Below are 19,943 nucleotides of genomic sequence, written 5' to 3' on the forward strand. Positions count from 1 at the left end.
GGTATCGGCCACTCACAAACTGGTGGAGGTTGCCGAGCCGATGTGCCCCAGGTTTTCCGCGTCGGCACGTGCGAGGACGGTTAGCGTTAGGGGGTGACGCGCACCGAGATCGAATCACCCGGTCCGACGCTGACCCTGGCAGAAAGCCTGGAGCTACCGGAGCTCGCCACCGCCCACGTGCTCCACACGGGCGACCTCTCGCAATCCGTCCGCTGGATCTCCGTCATCGAGTGGCCGGTCGAAGATTTCGTGAGCGGCGGCGATCTCGTGCTCACGACGGGTGTCGGCTGTGACGAGGCTCAGCTCGAGGACCTCGTGCGCGAGGTCGCAACCGCCGGAGCGACTGGGCTGTGTCTGAGCGTCGGTCCCGGCGCGATCCACGAGAGCGTGCCCGCCTCGGTCATCTCGAGTGCCGCGGAACACGGGCTCACCCTCGTCAGGTTGCCGTGGCAGCTGCGCTTCTCCGATATCTCGCGCGCGATCATTCAGTCTCTCTATCGACGGGACGACGGCTCATCGCCCACGGCCGGCGCACTGCCCGGGGAGTTCACTCGCGCGCTGCTCGGCAAGCCGGGCGGGATCGTCGGTGTGGCGGAGGCCCTCGAAGCGGTGCTCCGCACGCCTGTGCTCGTCACCGATTCCAGCCTCGCGGTGATCGGCGCCGGCCGCCTCGGCTCTGGTTGGCTCACGGCAGATCTCGCGGCGGAGACGCTACTCAAGGCGCTCTCCGAGCTCGCGACGGCCTCTCGTGCGAGCGGATTCTCCGGAGCCGTCGCCGAGACGTTCGGAGAACGACCCCCAGTTGTCATGGTGGCCGCCCCGGCTGTGGTCCACGATGGCGTGCTCGGCTGGGTCGTCACTCTGCTCGAGACCTCCAACGATCACGACCAGGCGAGCATCGCGGTCGAACACGCGGCGACGGCAGTGGCGATCGAGCTCCTCCGACGATTCACCGCGGAGGAGTCCGAGTCCGCCGCGCGGGAAGACTATCTCTGGGCACTCGCGGATGACGCGATCGCCTCGCCCCAACAGACGACGAGCCGCGCCGCTCTGCTCGGGCTCTCCGCCCGTACCGAGTATCTGGTGTGCGTGGGGCTCATCGATCTTCCCCCCACGGCGCACGGCGCCCCCGCCGCGAACTCGGCACGCATGCTGCTCCGTCTGATTCGGAGCCGATTCAGCCACCCCGGAAGCCTCATCGCCGCCCGTGGATTCGAGCTGCTGTTGTGTCTGCATCCCCTCGATCGGTCCGCACCGGCATTCGCTCGCGCGACATCGCCCGAGCCGGGAGTCTCCTGGGGTGTCGCGGCGGGAACTCACGATTTCGCGGGCCTCGCCAATGCAGTACGCGAGGCAAGGATCGCTCTCGATGTGACGCGCGCGATCGCGGGCTCCGGAAGCGTCGGCCGTGCGGAGCGCCTCAGGTCATACCGGCTTCTGCACCGCACCCTCGGCGATGACGTCGCCCTCCGTCTCATCGATGAGACGCTCCTTCCGCTCGAGAACGCAGACGACGCGAAGAACTCGCAGATGATCCGCACCCTCTCCGTGTTCCTCGAGGAGAACGGCAATATCTCCGCCGCTGCACGGCTCCTGCACTTGAACCGGCACTCGCTCATCTACCGGCTGCACCAGATCGAGGCGCTCACAGGTTGCGTGCTCTCCTCCCACGACGACAGGCTGCTGCTCACGATGTGCCTGCGGATTCGAGCCATGCAGAGCTGACCTTCGCGGGAGCGCGGGCGGAGCGGCCGTCTCCGGCCGCCCCACCGTCAGCGAACGCCGCTTGCTCGGCCGCGGCTCAGGCGCCGCGGGCGATCGCGATGTAGCGAACGTCCTGATATTCCTCGAGGCCCTCCGCTCCGCCCTCACGCCCGAGTCCGGAGTGCTTGATTCCCCCGAACGGCGCGGCGACGTTCGAGACGACGCCCTGGTTCACCCCGACCATCCCCGTCTCGAGGCGCTCGGCGATCTCGAAGGCACGGTCGAGGTCCTGCGTGTAGACGTAGCCCGAGAGGCCGAAGGGGGTGTCATTGGCGAGCGCGATCCCTTCCTCCTGCGAGTGGAAACGGCTGACCGCGGCGACCGGGCCGAAGATCTCCGTCTCCAGCGCATCGGCGCCCCGAGGCACGGCGTCGAGCACGGTCGGCTCGAAGAAGTATCCGGCATCGGGAAGCGCGTGGCCACCCGTGAGCAGCCGAGCACCTCGATCGACGGACTCCTCGACGAGGGCTGCGAGCCGGTTCTGTGCGCGGGCGTCGATGACCGGGCCGAGCGTGACGGCGGGGTCCAGGCCGTTTCCCACAGTGACCGCCCGCATCCGCTCGGTGAAGGCCTCGACGAAGTCGTTCGCGATGCCGTCCTGGACGAGGAAGCGATTGGCCGCGATGCAGGACTGCCCACCGTTGCGAAGCTTCGCGAGCATTGCGCCGCTGATCGCCCGTTCGAGGTTCGCGTCGTCGAGTACGAGAAACGGAGCGTTGCCCCCGAGCTCCATGGATGCGCGCAGCACATTCCTCGCCCCTTGCTCGAGCAGGCGCATCCCGACCGGGGTGGAGCCCGTGAATGAGATCTTCCGAACTCGCGGATCCGCCATGACCGCGGCGCTCAGTGCGCCGGCATCCGTCGTCGTGACGATGTTCACGACCCCCTCAGGGAGGCCCGCAGCCCGCAGCATCTCGAGAAACAGGAGGCTCGCGAGGGGCGTGAGCGCGGCAGGCTTGAGAATCACGGTGCACCCCGCGGCGAGCGCGGGAGCGATCTTGCGCGTCGCCATGGCGAGAGGAAAGTTCCAGGGGGTGATCAGCAGGCAGACGCCGACCGGACTGCGGCTCGTCACGAGACGGCTCGTGCCCGTCGGGCTCAGCTGGTAGCTCCCAGCAGGCCGGACCGCCTCATCCGCGTACCAGCGAATGAAGTCCGCCGCGTACTCGACCTCGGCCCGAGATTCGGCCAGGGGCTTGCCCATCTCGCGCGTGATGAGGAGCGCGAAATCCTCTGCCCGGTCGATCACGGCGTCGTAGACCCGACGGAGGAGGTCGCTGCGGTGACGGAGCGTGGTCCGCGACCACTCGCGCCCCGTCACGAAGGCCCGGTCGACCGCCGCGATCGCCTCAGGCGCGCCGTCGTCGACGACGGTCATCAGTACCGCACCGGTCGCGGGATCGGTGACCTCGAACTCGCTTCCGCCGGACCCTGCGACCCTCGATCCGATCCCGGCTATCACCGCATCGGACCGGGCGATCGCCGCCGTGCCGGTCTCACTCGAAGCGCTGACTGTGCTCCCCGCGCTCATCGGAGCACACGCCCGGATTCGAGTGCCTCGGCGATGACTTGCGTGATGCGCTGCGTCTCCGCATCGGTGACGACGAATGGGGGGCTGATCTGCAGAGTGTTGCCGCGCAGCACTCGCAGGATCACTCCACGATCGAGGGCGAAATCGGAGACAGCATCCCCGTCGACGTGATCGGCGAGCTGCACGCCGCCGATGAAACCGCTGGAACGCACCTCTGCGACCAGTTCGTGGGCACGCAGCGGCTCGAGGGCCGCGTCGAGCACGCCCTCCAGGGCGACGACGCGGGCGAGGAGTCCCTCCTCCTCGAGGATGTCGAGGTTGGCCATCGCAACGGCACAGGCTGTCGCGTGACCCGCGTAAGTGAGGCCGTGATGGTAGACGGGGGCGCCGGCGCCGGCGTAGAACCGCTCCCAGATGCGGGGCGTCACGAGGATGCCGCCGAGTGGCGCGTAGCCGGAGGTCACTCCCTTGGCGAAGAGCACCAGGTCCGGCGCGAAGGCGAACCGTTCGCTTCCCCACATCGTGCCGACGCGGCCGAAGCCGGTGATCACCTCATCCGCGATGAGCAGAATGTCGTTCTCTTTCGCGAGACGCTGCAGGCCTTCGAGATAGCCGGGCGCCGGCGGGATGACGCCGCCCGTTCCCATGACGGGCTCGGCGATGATCGCGGCGATGTTCTCGGCCCCGAGCTCCGCGATGCTCACGGCAACGCTCGCGATATCGGAGTGTGCGATGCGCGCCGTCTCCGGGATGAGGGAGTCCGAGCCGTAGCCCTCGCGGTTGTAGTCGAGACCTGCAATGCTCGTGCCGTAGCCGTGCACCCCGTGGTACGAGTAGGTGCGGCTCAGAATGAGCTTCTTATTCTCGCGACCTTCCAGTTGCCAATGGCGACGGGCGAGCTTGCAGGCGCTTTCGATCGCATCGGATCCCCCACTCCCGAGGATGACCTTGGCGTCCGCGAAGGGAGCGAGGCCCGCCAGCCGCTCGGCGAGGTCGAGAGCCACGTCGTTGGCGAAGCGATTGAAGACGTGGTACGTCTCGAGCTTCTGCATCTGCTCGTACGCGGCGCGTGCGATCCGCTCCCGACCGTGGCCGACATTGGCATGCCACAGACCCGCGGTGGCATCGAGGAGCCGTCGCCCGTCCGCCGTAGTGACGTAGGCGCCGTCTCCCCCGGAGACGACGATCTGCCGCCCGAGGATGCTCGGCATGTGCGCCTGCGCGCTCCACAGGGCTGGGCTTGATGCTGACATGCTGACTCCTTAGAAGTTGCGAATTGTCCTACAATAGAACACTAGGACGAAGTCTCTCGGACGTCTAGGCTGAAACGATGCGAGGAATCGACGGCATCGAGCTGCAGCGCAGCAGCACCGCGGAGCAGCTGGCCGCAGCCCTGACCGAGAAGATCCTCAGCGGCGAGGTTCGACCCGGGGAGGCGCTCCGCGAGAGCACGATCGCCGCAAGCCTCAAGATCTCTCGCAACACCGTTCGCGAAGCCGTACGCCTCCTCGAGCAGGGCGGCCTCGTCGACTACGAGTTCAACCGCGGCACCGTCGTCATCGTGCCCACGGTCGAAGAACTCACCGAACTGTTCCAGGTACGGCTCGCGCTCGAGAGTGCCGCGGTATCGCGCCTCCCGAGCACCGCCGGACTCCGACGAGTGCGGGACGCGTTCGACGGGTTCCGTGAGGCTGCCGAGAACGGCGCTCCAGAACAGATCGTCCGCGCAGACCTCGCCTTCCACGCCTCGATCGTCGCTCTGCTGGAGAGCAAGAGGATCGACGCCTTCTACGCCCAGGTCTTGCAGGAGCTGACGTTCTATCTCAGGGTCCTCTCGACGGAGGACCGTGAACACGAGCACGCCGAGAAGCTCATCGAGGATCATCGCCGCATCCTCGACGCGCTCGAGAACCCCGCACCGGGCCCGGCCGCCGTCATCGTCGAGGCTCATATCTCCGCGAACCGGGAGCGCCTGCACAGCATCCTGCTCGCCCGGCTTCAACCCCTGCCCGCGGTCGCCGCACCGCGGCGCACCAACTCCTAGGGCAAGACCCCCTCCGACTGCTCGACACGCGCCGCGACGGGAACGACCGAGAGCAGCTTGCGCGTGTACTCGTGCTGCGGATTGAGGAGCACATCCTCGACAGGGCCACCCTCGACGATCACGCCGCGATGCATCACGAGCACCCTGTCTGCGATGTTCCAGGCAAGACCGAGGTCATGGGTGATGACGAGAGCTCCGAGCCCCAACTCACGTTTGAGCTGGAGGAACAAGGCGAGAATCTCGCCGCGCGCCGAGGCATCGAGGGACGCCACAGGCTCATCCGCAACGAGGAATTGGGGGCCGAGAGCGAGGGCGCCCGCGATGACGACTCGCTGACACTGTCCGCCGGAGAGCTCCTGCGGGATCGCGCGGTAGTACTGCTCTGCGGGAGAGAGCTCGGCATCCCGCATCGCCTGGGCGACACGTTCGCGCTCGTCCCCCGGCAGAGAATGGATGCGGATACCCTCCGCGACCGACTCGTAGACGGAATGCTTCGGGTTCAGCGCTCCCGAGGGATCCTGCGGGATGAGCTGCACCAACCTGCGATACGCCTTCAGATCCTTGGTATCGGACGAGAGTCGTTGGCCGCGGAAGAGGACTTCCCCACTCGTCGGCTTCTCGAGTCCGAGAAGCGTTCGTGCAAGCGTCGTCTTGCCGGAGCCCGACTGGCCGACCAGCGCGATGATCTCGCCCTCGCGACACTCGATGTCGACGTTGTCGACCGCCTTGAGGTTTCCCGCCCGAGTCTGGAAGTTGACGCTCAGCCCCCGGCCCTCCAGCACAACCGCACCAGTGCCAGTGCCCGTGCCCGTGCCCGCTGAACGCTCATGGGACTCCGCGATCGAGGGAGATTCCGAGTCCCGTCGCGTCACCGGGCGGAACCTGCTGGCAGGATCGCCGATCTCTGGGAAGGCCGCAGCGAGTGCCTTGCTGTGCGGGTGCTGGGGATCGTTCACGATATCCGCGGCCGGACCGAGCTCGACGAGCTCGCCCTTGTACATCACCCCGATGCGCTCGCAGACGCTTCCGAGCACGGAGAGATCATGGCTGATCATGAGGAGCGAGATGCCACGATCGCGGACGAGCCCGCTCAGCACCTCGAGCACCTGGGCCTGCACGATGACGTCGAGCGCGGTCGTCGGCTCGTCGGCGATGATGAGGTCGGGATCGCAGGCGAGCGCGATCGCGATCATGACGCGCTGCTTCTGACCGCCCGAAAGCTGATGGGGGAAGGAGAGCGCCTTCTCCGGGAGGAGATCGACGAGCGCGAGAAGCTCGACCGCGCGCTTCTCCTGGGCCACCAGCGTGGGAAACGTCTTCTTGAGGTGCAGGTCCAGCGCTTCCGCGATCTGGCGACCGACGCGTTTGACCGGATTGAGCGAGTGCATCGCGCCCTGGAAGACGACGGCCGCCTCCCCCCAGCGCACGATGCGAAGCTTGCCCCAACTCAGTGAGAGCAGGTCTCGATCGTCGAGGAGGATCCGGCCCGTCACCGTGGCGTTGCGGGGCAGCAATCGGAGCACCGACATCGCGAGGGTGGATTTTCCGGAACCGGACTCCCCCGCGATGCCGAGGGTTCCGCCCGCCGGAAGCGAGAGGCTGATGTTTCGTACCGCGGCAACCTCCCCGCGGCCCGACTCACCGTGGGTTCGGTAGGAGATGCTGACGTCGTCGAAGGTCAGGGATGGCATCAGCGGCCTCTCAGGGTCGGGTTGATGACGGTCTCGATGGCGCGCCCCACCAGCGTGAAGGCGAGTACGACGGCGACGATCGCAATGCCCGGGGGAAGCACGAACCACCAGTACCCCGCCGTCGCGGCGCCCGTATCGAGCGAGAGCTTGAGCATGGATCCCCAGGAGACCTGCCCCGGATCGCCGAGGCCGAGGAAGGAGAGCGTCGACTCCGCGATGATCGCGGCGCCCACCGTGAGCGTGGTGCTCGCCATGATGAACGGCATCACACCGGGAAGGATGTGCCGACGCACGATGTGCCCGCTGCTCGCGCCCAGCGCGATGGAGCGCTCGATATAGGGGCGCGATTCGATGGTGAGGGCCTGCGAACGGACGAGTCTCGCCGTTCCCGCCCAGGAGGTGACCCCGATCGCGATGATGATCGTCCAGAGCCCGCGCTGCAGAACGCTCGAGAGCACGATGGCGAGCACGAGCGACGGCAGCACGAGGAAGAAGTCGATGACTCGGAGCAGAATCGCGGACCGCCAGCCGGTGAACCTGGCCGCGAGGATGCCGAAGACCGCGCCGAGCACCATGGAGACGACGGTTGCGGCGACGCCGACGAGGAGCGACATCCGCGAGCCCCAGAGCAGCATGGCGAGAACTGACCGCCCGAGCGGATCGGTACCGAGTGGGTTCTCCCAGCTCGGCGGCTGGTTGGCGGGATTCGTCACCTTCGTGACGTCGAGCATCGACTCGTCGGCGAGCACAGGTGCGAGGATCGCGGCGAGGACGACGACGACGAGGAAGATCAGGCCGCAGACGCCGCTTCGGCTCTTCGCGAAGGAGTGCCAGCTCACGGCGAACGCATCGATCCGACGTGGCCGTATCGCGACGCGGCCCGTGGGCTTCTCGGGCCGCTTGGGCTTCTCCGGCCGCTTGGGCTTCTGCGCCTGCTCGGACTTCGCCGCGGCTTCGAGTCTTGTCATGCGGCACGCACCCGTGGGTCGATCGTGCGGTAGACGAGATCCGCAGCGAGGTTCATGATGATGACGATCGCCGAGAAGACGACGAACGTTCCCTGCAGCAGCGGCAGGTCGGGACCGCGCAGGGCCTGGAAGGTCAGGAAGCCGAGGCCCGGCCAGGAGAACACGGTCTCCACCGTGACCGCTCCCGCGATGAGGCTGCCGATCTGGAGGAAGACGAGGGTCACGGTCGGCAGGAGTGCGTTGGGCAGGGCGTGACGGGTTCGCACGAGGTCCTCCGGAAGACCCTTCGCTCTTGCCGTGACGAGGTAATCGGACGTCATCTCCTCCAAGAGGGAGGCCCTCATGACGAGCATGTACTGCGCGTAGGTGACGGCCACCATCGTTGCGACGGGCAGCACGAGGTGCCGGATGACATCCCAGACATAGGCGAAGCCCGTATAGCCGGCCCCTGCGGTCACCATTCCGCCGATGGGGAGGATCTGCAGCATCCCCCCGAAGACCATGAGGAGGAGCAGTCCGAGCCAGAAGGTCGGCACCGACCACAGTGTGAGGGCGACAGCCGTGCTGCTCCGATCGAACCATTTGTCGCGGCGGGCGACCGCACGCTGACCGATCCAGAGACCGAGGGCGATCGCAAGCACCGCTGAGGTGCCCGTGAGCAGCAACGTGGGGAGGAGATGGTCGGCGATGAGCGCGGAGACGGGGGCCCGGAATGTGTACGAGGTTCCGAGATTGCCGTCGAACAGACTCTTGATGTAAAGGAAGAACTGGGTGCTGAGCGGCTGGTCGAGCCCGAACTGGTGTTTGAGGTTCTCGAGCTGCTCCGCGGTGATCTGCTTGCCGCGGGTGAGGCTTGCGACGGGGTCCCCCGGCAGGATCCGAAAGGCGAAGAATCCGAGAAGCACGACCATGACGAGGCTGATGAGAGCCCCGCCGGTTTTACGAAGAAGATACGACCAGAACGAGCTCGCGCGTGGCGCTTCCGCGCCCTCCTCCACGGCTGCGCCGTGGATGGATTCAAGGGCTGACACGGTTTCCCCTTCACTGCAGTGGGCGGACGTCGGATGGATGCGGCCCGTCAGCGCGAACGATGTCACGCTGACAGGCCACGGTGATTCCGACTACTCGCGATCCTCCGCGGTCTTCTTGCGCCGAGCGATCATCAGCGCCACTGCGGCACCGACCAGAACGACAGCACCGATACCGACGGGGAGCAGCCATCCCGCGCCACCGCCGCCGGCGGTCGCCGCACCAGCCGCGGGCTCGGCGTCGGCGTACGCCCAGTAGTAGTTGATGTCACCGGCGTACGGGGTGAGGTTGGTCACATGGTCCGACCGGTAGGCCTGGAGCGGGTTCGGGTAGTACAGGACGATCGCGACCGCAGACTCGTAGTGGAGGCTGAGCGCGTCCTTCACGAGGTCCTTGCGCTCGGCCTCATCGGTCTCCGTGTGCTGCGCGGAGTAGAGCGTGTCGAACTCCGGGTTGCACCAGTTGTCCGATGAGGGGTTGGCGGCTCCGGCCGACTCCGGCAGCGCCGAGCACGTGTTGATCGAGAGCATGTAGTCGGGGTCGATTCCGACGCCCCACTGGTTGATGTACATGTCGTACGTGCCCTCGGCGGCATCCTGAGCCATCTGGTCCCAGTCGGTCGGCTGGGAGACGATGGTGATACCGAGTTCTTCGAGCCAGGTCTGCACGAACTGCGCAGTCTGGGTGTCTTCCGTGCTCGAGGCGTCGAACGAGAGTCGGAGCTCGATGGGCTTGCCGTCGGCGCCGAGACGCGTGCCGTCAGCGCCGGCCGTGTACCCGGCGGCGTCGAGACGAGCAGCGGCGTCCTCAGGCGAGTACGGGTCGATCAGGTCCGTCTCGTCCCAGTAGTAGGCAGGGCGACCGGGGGGCATGATCTCCGCACCAACGGAACCGTGACCGGCGAGCACTCGCTCGACGAGCATCTCCTGGTCCATGGCCTGGCGGATCGCCTGACGGAACTCCTGGTCCTTGAGCACCGCCGCACCGTCGCCGATGGGGTTGCCCTGACGGTCAGCGGCACCGGGGTTGATCGAGAGGTCCTTGTAGTCCGTCGAATCCGCCTCGTTGCGAGTGATCCCGTCCACGCCGTCGAGAGAGTCGTACTGCGCGACGGTCATATCGCCGACGAGGTCGAGTTCTCCCGTGCGCAGCGCCTGGATGGCGGCGTCCGTGTTCTTGTACTGGATGAAATTGATGCCGGAGAGGGCGGGAGCGCCACGCCAGAACTTGTCGTTCGCCGTCAGGATGGCCGAAGTACCGCGCGAATACTCGCTCAGCAGGTAGGGGCCGGAGCCGACGGTCGGCTCCGTGTTCTCGAACTCGGCGGGCTTGTCGATGTCCTTCCAGACGTGCTCGGGAACGATCATGATTCCGGCAACCGGGTTGGGCGCCTGCGGGGACTTCGTCTCGACGACGATCGTGTTCTCGTCAGGGGCAGAGACTTCGGTCACGCTTTCGACGAAGCCGCCGTTCTGCGTTGCGAGCTCGGGGTTGTCGAGGATCGCGTTGTACGTCCACAGCACATCGTCGACCGTGAGCGGCTCGCCGTCGGACCATTGCAGATCGGGACGCATCGTATACGTCCACGTCGTGCCCTCCGCGGTCCACTCACTCGCGAGGTCGGGCACGTTCGTCGCATCCGGTCCGGAACGGGCGAGCGCCTCGTACTGCAGGGTGAGCACATTGAGTGCGGCCTGGTTGCTTGCGAGGAATGGGTTGAGTGAATCGATGGTTCCGCTGAGGTTGACGCTCATGACCGCATCACCGCCGGAATCCGCGGCGACGGCCGCGACTCCCGGACCGAGAAGGAGTACGGAAGAAACGAGTACTGCCGACGTTCGTCTTACGTATCGCATGCAATCTCCATTGTGTGAAGGGGGTGATCGTGGTGCAGGGCTCAAAGGGGCGCGCTGAGCTCTATTCGCGGATTGCCGGGTTCGCTGATGAGACTCGCCTCGACACCGAGCGGAAGGGAAAGTGCTCCTGCGCAATGCCCGAAGCCGAGCTGCCAGATGACCGGGATGCCGAGGGGCTCGACATACTCCTCGAGGAGCGCACGGATCAGTGCGTCGTCACCGCTCTCCTCCCACGAGCCGAGAGCTATGGCCGAGAGCGCGGCGAACCAACCGCTGCGCTTGAGTTCGAGTAGCAGCAGGTCGAGGCGGTAGGGCTCCTCGTAGATCTCCTCGATGAGGCCGATGCCGCCGTACGGCAGCGCGAACTCCGGTGCACCGACGCTTGCCGCGAGCAGGCTGACGTTTCCGCCGACGAGAACCCCCGTCGCGCGTCCGGCGACCATGGCCTCAGCCTCCGGTCCGCTGAAGACGGTCGTTTCCTCTGGGCTGAAGAGCAGGGCGTGGAGGTGGTCGCGCGCCGTCGCATCATCGAGAAAGGCTCCCGTCGCGGGCATCGGTCCGAAGACCGTTGCGACACCGAGTCGGGTGCTCCACGCTGAGTGCAGTGCGGTGATATCGCTCGAACCGATCAGCAGCTTCGGGGCCGCCGTCGCCAGCTCATCGAAATCGAGCAAGTCGAGCACTCGCAGGCTGCCGTAGCCGCCTCGGAGGCAGAACACGGCCGAGATGGAGGGGTCGAGCCAGGCCCCGCGAAGATCGGCTGCGCGCTCGGCATCGCTGCCGGCGAGGTATTCCGCACGCGAATCGACACGGTGCGCATTCGGCGCAACGATCGGCTCGAGTTCCCACGCCCGCAGCTGGGCCACGGCGCGCTCGAGAGTCTTGGGAGGGGTCGGGCCGGCGGGCGAGACGAGGGAGACGGTGTCGCCGGGGGCAAGGCGCGGAGGACGACGCCGCTCGGACAGCGCGCCGGATGACACCTCGGGAGTCGCGGGAAAGGTCACGAGTTCTGCACCAGTCTGTCGGGGATTCGCGGTGTCCGGGCTCACGCTGTGCGAGCCACGTCAACGGCACGGACGATCGCACTGAGCGGAGTCTGTGCGGTGAAGGCAGTGCTGCGGGAGCCCGCGATGATGACGGCCTCGAGTTCGCCGTCTTGCCCTCGGATGCACTGCACCAGCTCGCCGACCTTGCCGGATCCGCCATCGTCCTCGATGAGGAAGACGCCATCCGTGTCGGTCGGTGCGAGCCGCAGAGCCTCGTCGAGGGGGTCGGATGCGCTCGGGTCGAGAATGAACAGCACCGAGCCGAGCGGCACCAGATCGCGCACACCCCAGAGGTTGGCGAAGCGTCCGGAAAAGTTCGCGACGTACGCGGCGGCCGTCTCCGCGATTGCGCTGCCGACGCTGCGCTCGGCCGCATCGAGCAGGCGATAGAACCCGGCGCTCATGCTGTACGCCGGGGCGTCGATGGCATTCGCCAGAACAGAGACGGCGATCTCCGCCTCCCGGTCGAACATCGAGCTCGTGATGGTTCCGGGGAATCCGCCGCCATGGCCGCGGACCAGCCGTTCGCCCACCGTGTAGACGCCCATACCCAGTCCGTAGCGACTGCCATCCGGCTGCTGCGCGGCGGGGATCTGCATGAGGCGCTTGGATTCGTCGCTCAGCAGGAGGCCGGAACCGAGGAAGTGGGCGGAGAAATACTTGACGAGATCCTTTGCGGTCGAGACGACGCCGGTCGCGGGCGACAGTGCTCCGGTGTCGAGGTCGGCGAGCGGCACGCGGTGCTCCGCATAGCTCAGCGCGCTGTGGCCCGCTGTACGCCGGCCGCCCCGCGCCGTGTCAGCGTCTGGCGCGGTGTTGTGCAGTCCGAGAGGCTCGATGACCGCAACCATCAGATGCTCGTTGTAGGTGACGCCGACGCACGCTTCCACGATCTGCCCGAGCACGGCGAATCCGATGTTCGAGTACTTGAAGCGGTCGTTGCGGGGCAGGGTTCGAGCTTCGGCATCCACGAGAACCTCGCGGAGCTCCGCGTCGTCGAGGAAGCGTCCCTCGTGCTGCCAGAAGTCCGCGTTCTTGCCGTCGCGAATGGTGCCGGCGGAATGGCAGAGCAGTTCGCGGATGGTGGCATCCGCGAGCGGTGACCCCTGCTCGACGAGAGCGGGAAGCCAGCGGCCCGCCGAATCGTCGAGCCGCAGAGCGCCACGCTCCGCGAGCTGAAGCAGCACCGTACCGGTGAACGTCTTCGAGTGGGACGCGACACGGAACGTGTGGTCAGCGCGAAGCGGCTCCCCCGTCTCGATGTCGGCGACGCCCTCGGTGAAGGAGAGTGCGGTGCGTCCACCGGCGAACACCGCGGCCTGAATTCCGGGGATGCGCAGGAAACCGCGACGAAACGAGAGCCAGCGCGGAAAGTACTCGAGCACGGAGAACAGTGCCCGGTCCGAGGGGGAGAGGATGGCGCTCATACGGTCGTCAGAAACTGTTCGAGCATCCTGGCCCCAGCCTCGAGTGACGCAACCGGGACGCGTTCATCGACGCCGTGCATGCCGGAGCCGACACGCCCCTCGGGGTCGATCCCCTGGGGGGAGAATCCGTAGCCGATGATTCCGAGCTTCGCGAAGGCCTTGGCGTCGGTTCCCCCGCCCATGCAGAACGGCAGCACGACTGCTTCCGGATCCTCCCGCACGATCGCCTCGCGGATCGACTCGAACCACTCCGTGTCGATCGGGGCGGAGACGGAGGGCGCGTTCGAGATGAATTCCCGCGTCACGTGTTCGCCGAGCATTCTGTCGATCTCCGCGAGAACGAATGGCTCGGAGCCGGGCACAGTGCGGATATCGAGTTCGGCCTCCGCGGTTCCGGGTACGACGTTGACCTTGTAGCCGGCCCGTAGCACCGTCGGATTCGCGGACGGTCGCGATGCGGGCCGCACATAGCCCCGCAGGTCTTCCCCGATCCGTTCGAGTGCGTCCTCGACGCCGGAAACCGTACTGAGGTCGAGGGGCAGGCCGAGGGCCGTCGTGGTTCCGCGAAGGAAGGCCTCGACGGTGGGACTGAGCACGATCGGCCACGTGTAGTTGGCGATCTGGGAGAGAGCGTCGATGAGGTGAACGACGGCGTTGTCGGTTGTCGGCCGGGAGCCGTGCCCTGAGGTGCCGTTCGCGCGCAGGGTCATATGCAGCGTGCCGCGCTCCGCAGTCGCAATCGGGTAGAACCGTCGAAGGCCGCCATCCGCGGCGGCGGCCTCCACCGGGATACCGCCCGATTCGCTGATTCCGACGACGACGCCCTCGAAGAACTCGGGATGATGGGCGACCAGCCACTCGGATCCGAACTCCCCGTCTTCCTCCTCATCCGCCACGAAAGCGAAGACCATGTCCCGGCGCGGAGCCAGATCCTTCTCCTTCCAGCGCAGAAGGGTACTCAGCGTGTTGGCAACCATGTCCTTCATATCGGTCGCCCCACGGCCCCAGACGTAGCCGTCGCGCACGAGACCACCGAAGGGATCGACTGACCACTGGTCGGCTTCTGCAGGCACGACGTCGATGTGGCCGTGGACGAGGAGCGCAGGAAGACTGCTGTCGCTGCCAGCGACGCGCAGCACGACATTCGCCCGTCCGGGAGCCGACTCGAATAGCTCGGGCTCGTAGCCCGCCTCACGCAGAACAGCAACGATGTAGTCCGCGACCTCGCGCTCGCCCGCGCTGCCGGCAGAGCCGTAGTTGCTCGAATCGAAGGAGATCAGCGTGGAGCACAGCTCGACGACGGACGGCGACTGCTCTCGTGCGGCCGTACCGGGCGATGACGCGCTTGCTATCGACACAACCGGGACCTCTCCATCGTGAGAACCGAAGAATTTACGTTACGCAAATCTTGTTCCTGACAACCTATAGCCCCTTACTCTGAAAGAGAAAGGTCAAAGATGTAAAGAAATGCGTTGCGTATTTCTACACTTTGGCGCATGTTTGCCAACCGCGTTCACGACGTTACGATCTCGTGAACAATTGCTCCAAGAGATTCTCGTCACCGGTGAATGTCGAGCCCGGTCGGCTCACGACTCGAGGTAGAGGCCGAGGAGATTGCTCAGCCGGTCGCGCTCGGCGAGCCGGCGCCTGGCGCCTTTGGCGCTGGCCGTTGCGAGGGTCGTGATGAGATGACAGATCGAGGCGATCGCTGTGGGCGAATCGGCGGAGGACACGCTGTCGGTCGGCACGAAGATGCAAGCCTCAGCAACCTCGGTTATCGGCGAGTCCCGCTCATCGGTCACGCCGACGACGGTGCCGCCGGCCGCGACGAACTCCCGACAGAACTCGACCGTGTCCCGCCGGTATCGGCGGAAGGAGAAGGAGATGAGAACGTCCGTCGACTTCGTTTCGCTCAGTATGTCAACGGAGCGGATGACGGTGTCATCGACGAGGAATACCTGGGAGAGCCCCGCGGCAAGATCACGCGACAGCAGCGTCGCGTAGGTGAAGGACCTGCCCGAGCCGACGACGAAACGGCGCCGGGCGGCGACGACGATGCTCGTAACAGCGACCGCGGAGCCGTCGCTCCCCACACGCTCGAGCGCCTCGACGAGAACGTGCTGCTCCTTCTCGATCACCCGCTGCTGGAGGATGGTCGCCGCAGACCGCTGCTCGAGCCTCTCGCGATGGGGGCCGCCGGGTGTGCGCAATCGCCGATGCGCCTCGTGATCGGCGTCCAGGCCATCTGAGGAACCCGCTTCACTCATTCCTCGGAACCTCCTGCTCGGCTCAGCCGGAGGGTCTGCACTCGGGGAGAGACCGTCGGCGTCAGCAGGATCTGGCACCGCAGCCGACCCCGCTCGGTCGCCAGATGCCAGACGAGCTGAGACGGGTCCTCAGAGGTTCCCACCAGCTCGCCGGCATTCTCGTCGCCGAGAGGCCCGATCTCATTCAGGATGCCGGCGAGCACAGTCCGCCGCTCGGAGAACGGTGAGTCATGGGCCACGTTCTCGGCGAAGATCCGTGCGGCCTCGGCATCATCCCAGTGGCGCAACAGCGCACTCGCCCGCTGGGCGAGGTCTACGGTCTCGGGCCACGGCTGCGCGACCGGAGCGGAACTGTGCTGCTCGATGACGTGTCGCAATGCCTTCTCGGCCGGCTCCGAGACGCCGGCGTAGGTGGCGTTCTCGAACGCGACGATGCCCCAGCCACTCTGCTCGTGCCAGCGCATGTGCGCACTGAACCCGGGATATCCGCCGGAGTGGAACACGGTGCGGTCGAGGGCGGAGCGTTGCTCCACGAACAAGCCGAAACCGTAGCCGCGCACACTGCCGGCAACGGGCGGAGCCTGCACGGGAATCGCACGATGGATCTGCTGCATCTCGCGACGGCTCGCCGCGGAGAGCACATCCGCCCCGTGCTGCTCACGCTCAAGTGCGCCGCGGAGCCAGTTCGCCCACGCAGCCATCTCTCGGGGGGTGGCGAAGATGCCGCCGATCGGCGAGAACGCGCCGGGCTCCGAGAATGGCAATTCGAGCCATTCGCCGCCGCGCTTGGTGTAGCCGAGGGCGAGATCCGCCTCCGGAATGCCGTGCCCGTCGAAACGCGCCGTCAACCCCAACGGGCGCAGCAGGTCATCCGCAACCACGTCGATGAAACGACGGCCGGTCACAGCCTCGACGACGAGGCCGAGAACGGCGAAGCCCAGATTGGAGTACTCGTAGGCGGTTCCCGGTGTCGAGATGAAGCGGACACCCTCGTCGAGAAGACTGAGGAGTTCCTCCGTCGAGATCGACTCCTGCCGGTCGCCCCATGGATCGTCCGTTGGCAGGCCGGCGGACATCGAGAGCAGCATTCGCACCGTCGGTACGGTGCCGGGAAGTCCGCCCGTCACCCGCGTGAACCGCGGCACGAAATCGGTCACGGGGGCGTCCAGGTTCAGTTGGCCGCGATCCCGCAACAACAGAATCGTGGCCGCCGTGAAGCTCTTGGTGCAGGACGCGATGCGGAACGATGTCGACCCGGTCGGGGTGCTGCCACCGAGAACGCTCACACCGAAGCCGCGCTCGAACACAATTCCGTTCGGTCCGAAAACGGCGACATACGATCCCGGGCTCACCCCTTCATCGAGGCGCGCCTGAAAGATGTCGACGATCGCCGTGCGGGTGGCGTCATCGAGTACCGCTGAGCTCATACGCTGGTTTCGCTTTCGTGGTGTTGTCTCGGTGGGGAGCGCGGGCCGCGCGTGGCAGCCTCTTCGGCACACGGTGACGAGCGTACGACGAAAGAGCCGGACCTACCACGGACGATCTCTGAGGCGCGATTCGACGGCCGCACTCGCACAAGTCGTGCACGGCGCGCTCTGAACGTGAAAAAGCCCCGAACCCGGCGAGAGGTTCGAGGCTTAATCGTGCACCCCCTGGGACTTGAACCCAGAACCCACTGATTAAGAGTCAGTTGCTCTGCCGATTGAGCTAGAGGTGCATGCTTTCGCATGTCGAAGTTCGGATTTTTCAGCAACCCGAACCGAGGAACCACGTTATCAGGAGAACCCGCGGTTGCACCAATCGGGTCCGGAATCGGCGCGTCGCGGTCCCGGCGCGACATGCCGGTAGCCTGAACGACGTGACCGATGCCGACGCCAACGACCTCGCCGCCGAACTCGCGCTCGCCCTCGAACTCGCCGAATTGGCCGATGCCGTCTCCCTCGCGAGATTCCGTGCGATCGACCTCGACGTGCAGACGAAGCCCGACCGCTCCCCCGTGACCGAGGCCGATCTCGCGGTCGAACGCGCGATTCGCGATCGCATCGCCGAGGCCCGCCCCGGTGACGGCATCCTCGGCGAGGAGTTCGGCACCGAGGGCGAGAGCACCCGGCAGTGGATCATCGACCCGATCGACGGCACCGCCAACTTCCTGCGCGGCGTGCCGGTGTGGGGCACGCTCATCGCGCTGGCCGTCGATGGCGTGCCGGTCGTCGGCGTCGCCTCCTCGCCAGCGATGGGCCGCCGCTGGTGGGCCGCGACGGGTCTGGGCGCATGGACGACGGGTTCGGCCGCCGAGGCCGGTGCCAGCGAGCAGGGCACGGATGCCTCGTCCAGCCCCTTCCCCGGTGCCAGGCGCCTTCGGGTCTCCGGCGTCGAGACGCTCTCCGACGCCGTCTTGAGCTTCCAGAGCATCGCGCAGTGGCGCGACGCTGGCTACCTCGACCGGCTCCTCTCGCTCGCCGAACGCGTCTGGCGAGACCGGGCTTACGGCGACCTCTGGTCGTACATGCTGCTTGCCGAAGGCCTCATCGACATCACAGGAGAGTTCGATGTGAAGCCGTTCGACCTCGCCGCGCTCATTCCGATCGTCGAGGAGGCGGGAGGGCGGTTCACCTCCATCAGCGGTGAATCCGGACCGTGGCATGGCAGCGCCTTGGCCACGAACGGGTTGCTTCACGACGACGTTCTCGCGGCGCTCGACGGGAAGGCGTAGTCATGGAACTCTGCATCTTCACCGAGCCGCAGCAGGGCGCGAGTTACGACGACCAGCTCGCGCAAGCGAGCGCGACCGAGCGGCTGGGCTTCGACGGCTGGTTCCGCTCCGACCACTACCTCGCGATGGACGAGGCCGATCCGCTGCCCGGCCCCACCGATGCCTGGGTCACCCTCGCCGGCCTCGCGCGTGAGACCAGCCGCATCCGACTCGGCACGCTCGTCTCTTCGGCGACGTTCCGGCACCCGTCGGTGCTCGCGATCCAGGTCGCACAGGTCGATGCCATGTCGGGCGGCCGGGTCGAGCTCGGCCTCGGAACGGGATGGTTCGCCGAGGAGCACGAGGCGTACGGCATCCCGTTCCCGCCCAAGCGCTTCGGCATTCTTGAAGAGCAGCTCGAGATCGTGACGGGCCTCTGGTCGACTCCGGTCGGCGAGCACTACGACTTCGCGGGCGAGCACTATCGTCTTGTGCACTCACCAGCCCTGCCGAAGCCCGCACAGTCGCCACTGCCGATCATCGTCGGCGGCGCCGGGCCGCGGCGCACACCGGCTATCGCCGCACGGTTCGCGAGCGAGTTCAACATCGGGTTCCGCGACGAGCACATCATCGCCGAGACGTTCGAGGGAGTGCGGCGTGCGTGCGAAGAACTCGGCCGCGACCCGGGTTCGATTCGCACAAGCGTCGCGTTGCCCGCTGTGGTCGCGACATCCGACGCGGAGTACCTGCGCCGTCTCGCCGCCATCGGTGCCGATCCCGACGACTTCGCCGAGGTCAACATCGCCGGATCCCCGGCCGCGGCCGTAGAGAAGTTGCTGCGCCTCCGCGACCTCGGCGCCGAGCGGGTCTACCTGCAGCTCGTCGACATGCGCGATCTCGAACACCTCGAGCTCATCGCCGCCGAGGTGGCACCGCACTTGCGCTGAACCGGCAAGCGGCGCGTTCCCGAGTCCCGCTATGCTGACAGCGAATCACCCGGATGAGGCGGGCGCCGGTGTGTGACGGCCCTCTCGCGATCATCGATCCCCACCCCAACTGAGAGGCCCTACCCGTGAACTCTGCCACGCGCCGCCCCCTGACGCGCGCACTCGTCGCCATTGCCGCTGTCGCGGTCGCGATCCCGCTCTCCGGATGCAGCATCGTCGGAAACCTCCTCGGCGGCTCCGCACCGCAACCCGAACGCGACGAGACCACCCAAGAGATCGTCGAAGAGGGTGACGCCGATGTCTTCGCGCTCCAGGTCGGCGACTGCATGAACGAGGTCACCGAAGAGCTCGTCTCCGAGGTGCCCGTCGTTCCCTGCGGCCAGTCCCACGACGAAGAGGTGTTCTTCGACCTCACCCTCGATGGCGAGGAGTACCCCGGCGACGACGTCGTGGAGACTCAGTCCGACGAGGCCTGCCTCGCGCAGTTCGAGCCGTTCGTCGGCCTCGCCTACGAAACCTCGACGCTCGACATGTACGCGTACCGCCCGTCGCAGGAGAGCTGGGAGAGCCTCGACGACCGTGTGGTCTCGTGCGTGATCTACGACCCGGCCGGCCAGGTCACGGGCACCCTCGCGGGCGCCGCACGCTGATCAGCTGAGCCACGGATGCCGCGTGGTGCGC

General features: G+C 66.6%; 16 protein-coding genes and 1 tRNA gene. 5 read left to right on the plus strand and 12 right to left on the minus strand.

Annotated elements, in window-relative coordinates:
* Positions 1-93: 93 nt before the first annotated feature.
* A complete protein-coding gene (locus AC1C2U_RS04535) occupies positions 94-1,725 on the plus strand; it encodes a PucR family transcriptional regulator (RefSeq protein ID WP_495360515.1) in 1,632 nt (543 codons plus the stop codon).
* A gap of 76 nt (positions 1,726-1,801) precedes the next feature.
* Here the strand turns inward: AC1C2U_RS04535 and AC1C2U_RS04540 are convergent, their stop codons facing one another.
* Positions 1,802-3,295, minus strand: coding sequence for an NAD-dependent succinate-semialdehyde dehydrogenase (locus tag AC1C2U_RS04540; protein WP_495360516.1), 1,494 nt, complete (start codon positions 3,293-3,295; stop codon positions 1,802-1,804).
* On the minus strand, positions 3,292-4,548 hold the full coding sequence (locus AC1C2U_RS04545; protein ID WP_495360517.1) for an aminotransferase family protein: 1,257 nt from the start codon (positions 4,546-4,548) through the stop codon (positions 3,292-3,294). Before AC1C2U_RS04545 ends, AC1C2U_RS04540 begins: the two co-directional genes overlap by 4 nt.
* Positions 4,549-4,625: 77 nt before the next feature.
* Here AC1C2U_RS04545 and AC1C2U_RS04550 point away from each other — a divergent pair, with 77 nt between their 5' ends.
* Positions 4,626-5,339, plus strand: coding sequence for a GntR family transcriptional regulator (locus tag AC1C2U_RS04550; RefSeq protein WP_495360518.1), 714 nt, complete (start codon positions 4,626-4,628; stop codon positions 5,337-5,339).
* On the opposite strand, the gene nikE is transcribed toward AC1C2U_RS04550, so the two are convergent.
* From nikE to AC1C2U_RS04600, 10 genes are all read right to left on the minus strand, one after another.
* Positions 5,336-7,030, minus strand: coding sequence for a nickel ABC transporter ATP-binding protein NikE (gene nikE / locus AC1C2U_RS04555; RefSeq protein WP_495360519.1), 1,695 nt, complete (start codon positions 7,028-7,030; stop codon positions 5,336-5,338). The genes AC1C2U_RS04550 and nikE overlap by 4 nt on opposite strands.
* Positions 7,030-7,998 carry an ABC transporter permease gene (locus AC1C2U_RS04560; protein WP_495360520.1) on the minus strand — a complete coding sequence of 323 codons (969 nt, stop codon included), beginning with the start codon at positions 7,996-7,998 and terminating at the stop codon, positions 7,030-7,032. Before AC1C2U_RS04560 ends, nikE begins: the two co-directional genes overlap by 1 nt.
* Positions 7,995-9,029 carry an ABC transporter permease gene (locus AC1C2U_RS04565; protein WP_495360521.1) on the minus strand — a complete coding sequence of 345 codons (1,035 nt, stop codon included), beginning with the start codon at positions 9,027-9,029 and terminating at the stop codon, positions 7,995-7,997. The genes AC1C2U_RS04560 and AC1C2U_RS04565 overlap by 4 nt, the downstream gene beginning before the upstream one ends.
* 90 nt (positions 9,030-9,119) lie before the next feature.
* The gene (locus AC1C2U_RS04570; protein ID WP_495360522.1) at positions 9,120-10,781 is read right to left on the minus strand and encodes an ABC transporter substrate-binding protein; all 1,662 of its coding nucleotides are present in this window, start codon (positions 10,779-10,781) and stop codon (positions 9,120-9,122) included.
* 143 nt (positions 10,782-10,924) lie between these two features.
* A complete protein-coding gene (locus tag AC1C2U_RS04575; RefSeq protein ID WP_495360523.1) occupies positions 10,925-11,932 on the minus strand; it encodes a S66 peptidase family protein in 1,008 nt (335 codons plus the stop codon).
* Entirely contained in the window at positions 11,929-13,356 is a 1,428-nt protein-coding gene (locus AC1C2U_RS04580) for a serine hydrolase domain-containing protein (RefSeq protein WP_495360524.1), read from the minus strand. The genes AC1C2U_RS04575 and AC1C2U_RS04580 overlap by 4 nt, the downstream gene beginning before the upstream one ends.
* Positions 13,353-14,714 (minus strand): M20/M25/M40 family metallo-hydrolase, encoded by a 1,362-nt coding sequence (locus tag AC1C2U_RS04585; RefSeq protein WP_495360525.1) that lies wholly within the window; start codon positions 14,712-14,714, stop codon positions 13,353-13,355. Before AC1C2U_RS04585 ends, AC1C2U_RS04580 begins: the two co-directional genes overlap by 4 nt.
* 228 nt (positions 14,715-14,942) lie before the next feature.
* A complete protein-coding gene (locus AC1C2U_RS04590; protein ID WP_495360526.1) occupies positions 14,943-15,623 on the minus strand; it encodes a MurR/RpiR family transcriptional regulator in 681 nt (226 codons plus the stop codon).
* Positions 15,620-17,050: a serine hydrolase domain-containing protein gene (locus tag AC1C2U_RS04595; protein WP_495360527.1), complete on the minus strand. Its 1,431-nt coding sequence runs from the start codon at positions 17,048-17,050 to the stop codon at positions 15,620-15,622. The genes AC1C2U_RS04590 and AC1C2U_RS04595 overlap by 4 nt, the downstream gene beginning before the upstream one ends.
* Before the next feature lie 217 nt (positions 17,051-17,267).
* Positions 17,268-17,340, minus strand: a tRNA-Lys gene (locus tag AC1C2U_RS04600).
* Between the two features lie 141 nt (positions 17,341-17,481).
* Between AC1C2U_RS04600 and AC1C2U_RS04605 the strand changes: the two genes are divergently transcribed.
* The 3 genes from AC1C2U_RS04605 to AC1C2U_RS04615 all read left to right on the plus strand — a co-directional run bounded on the left by AC1C2U_RS04605 (position 17,482) and on the right by AC1C2U_RS04615 (position 19,912).
* Positions 17,482-18,336 carry an inositol monophosphatase family protein gene (locus tag AC1C2U_RS04605; protein ID WP_495360529.1) on the plus strand — a complete coding sequence of 285 codons (855 nt, stop codon included), beginning with the start codon at positions 17,482-17,484 and terminating at the stop codon, positions 18,334-18,336.
* A gap of 2 nt (positions 18,337-18,338) precedes the next feature.
* Positions 18,339-19,262, plus strand: coding sequence for an LLM class F420-dependent oxidoreductase (locus AC1C2U_RS04610; protein ID WP_495360530.1), 924 nt, complete (start codon positions 18,339-18,341; stop codon positions 19,260-19,262).
* A 125-nt stretch (positions 19,263-19,387) separates the two neighbouring features.
* On the plus strand, positions 19,388-19,912 hold the full coding sequence (locus tag AC1C2U_RS04615; RefSeq protein WP_495360531.1) for a septum formation family protein: 525 nt from the start codon (positions 19,388-19,390) through the stop codon (positions 19,910-19,912).
* Positions 19,913-19,943: the final 31 nt, after the last annotated feature.

It is taken from the genome of Agromyces sp. Y575 (assembly GCF_059445445.1).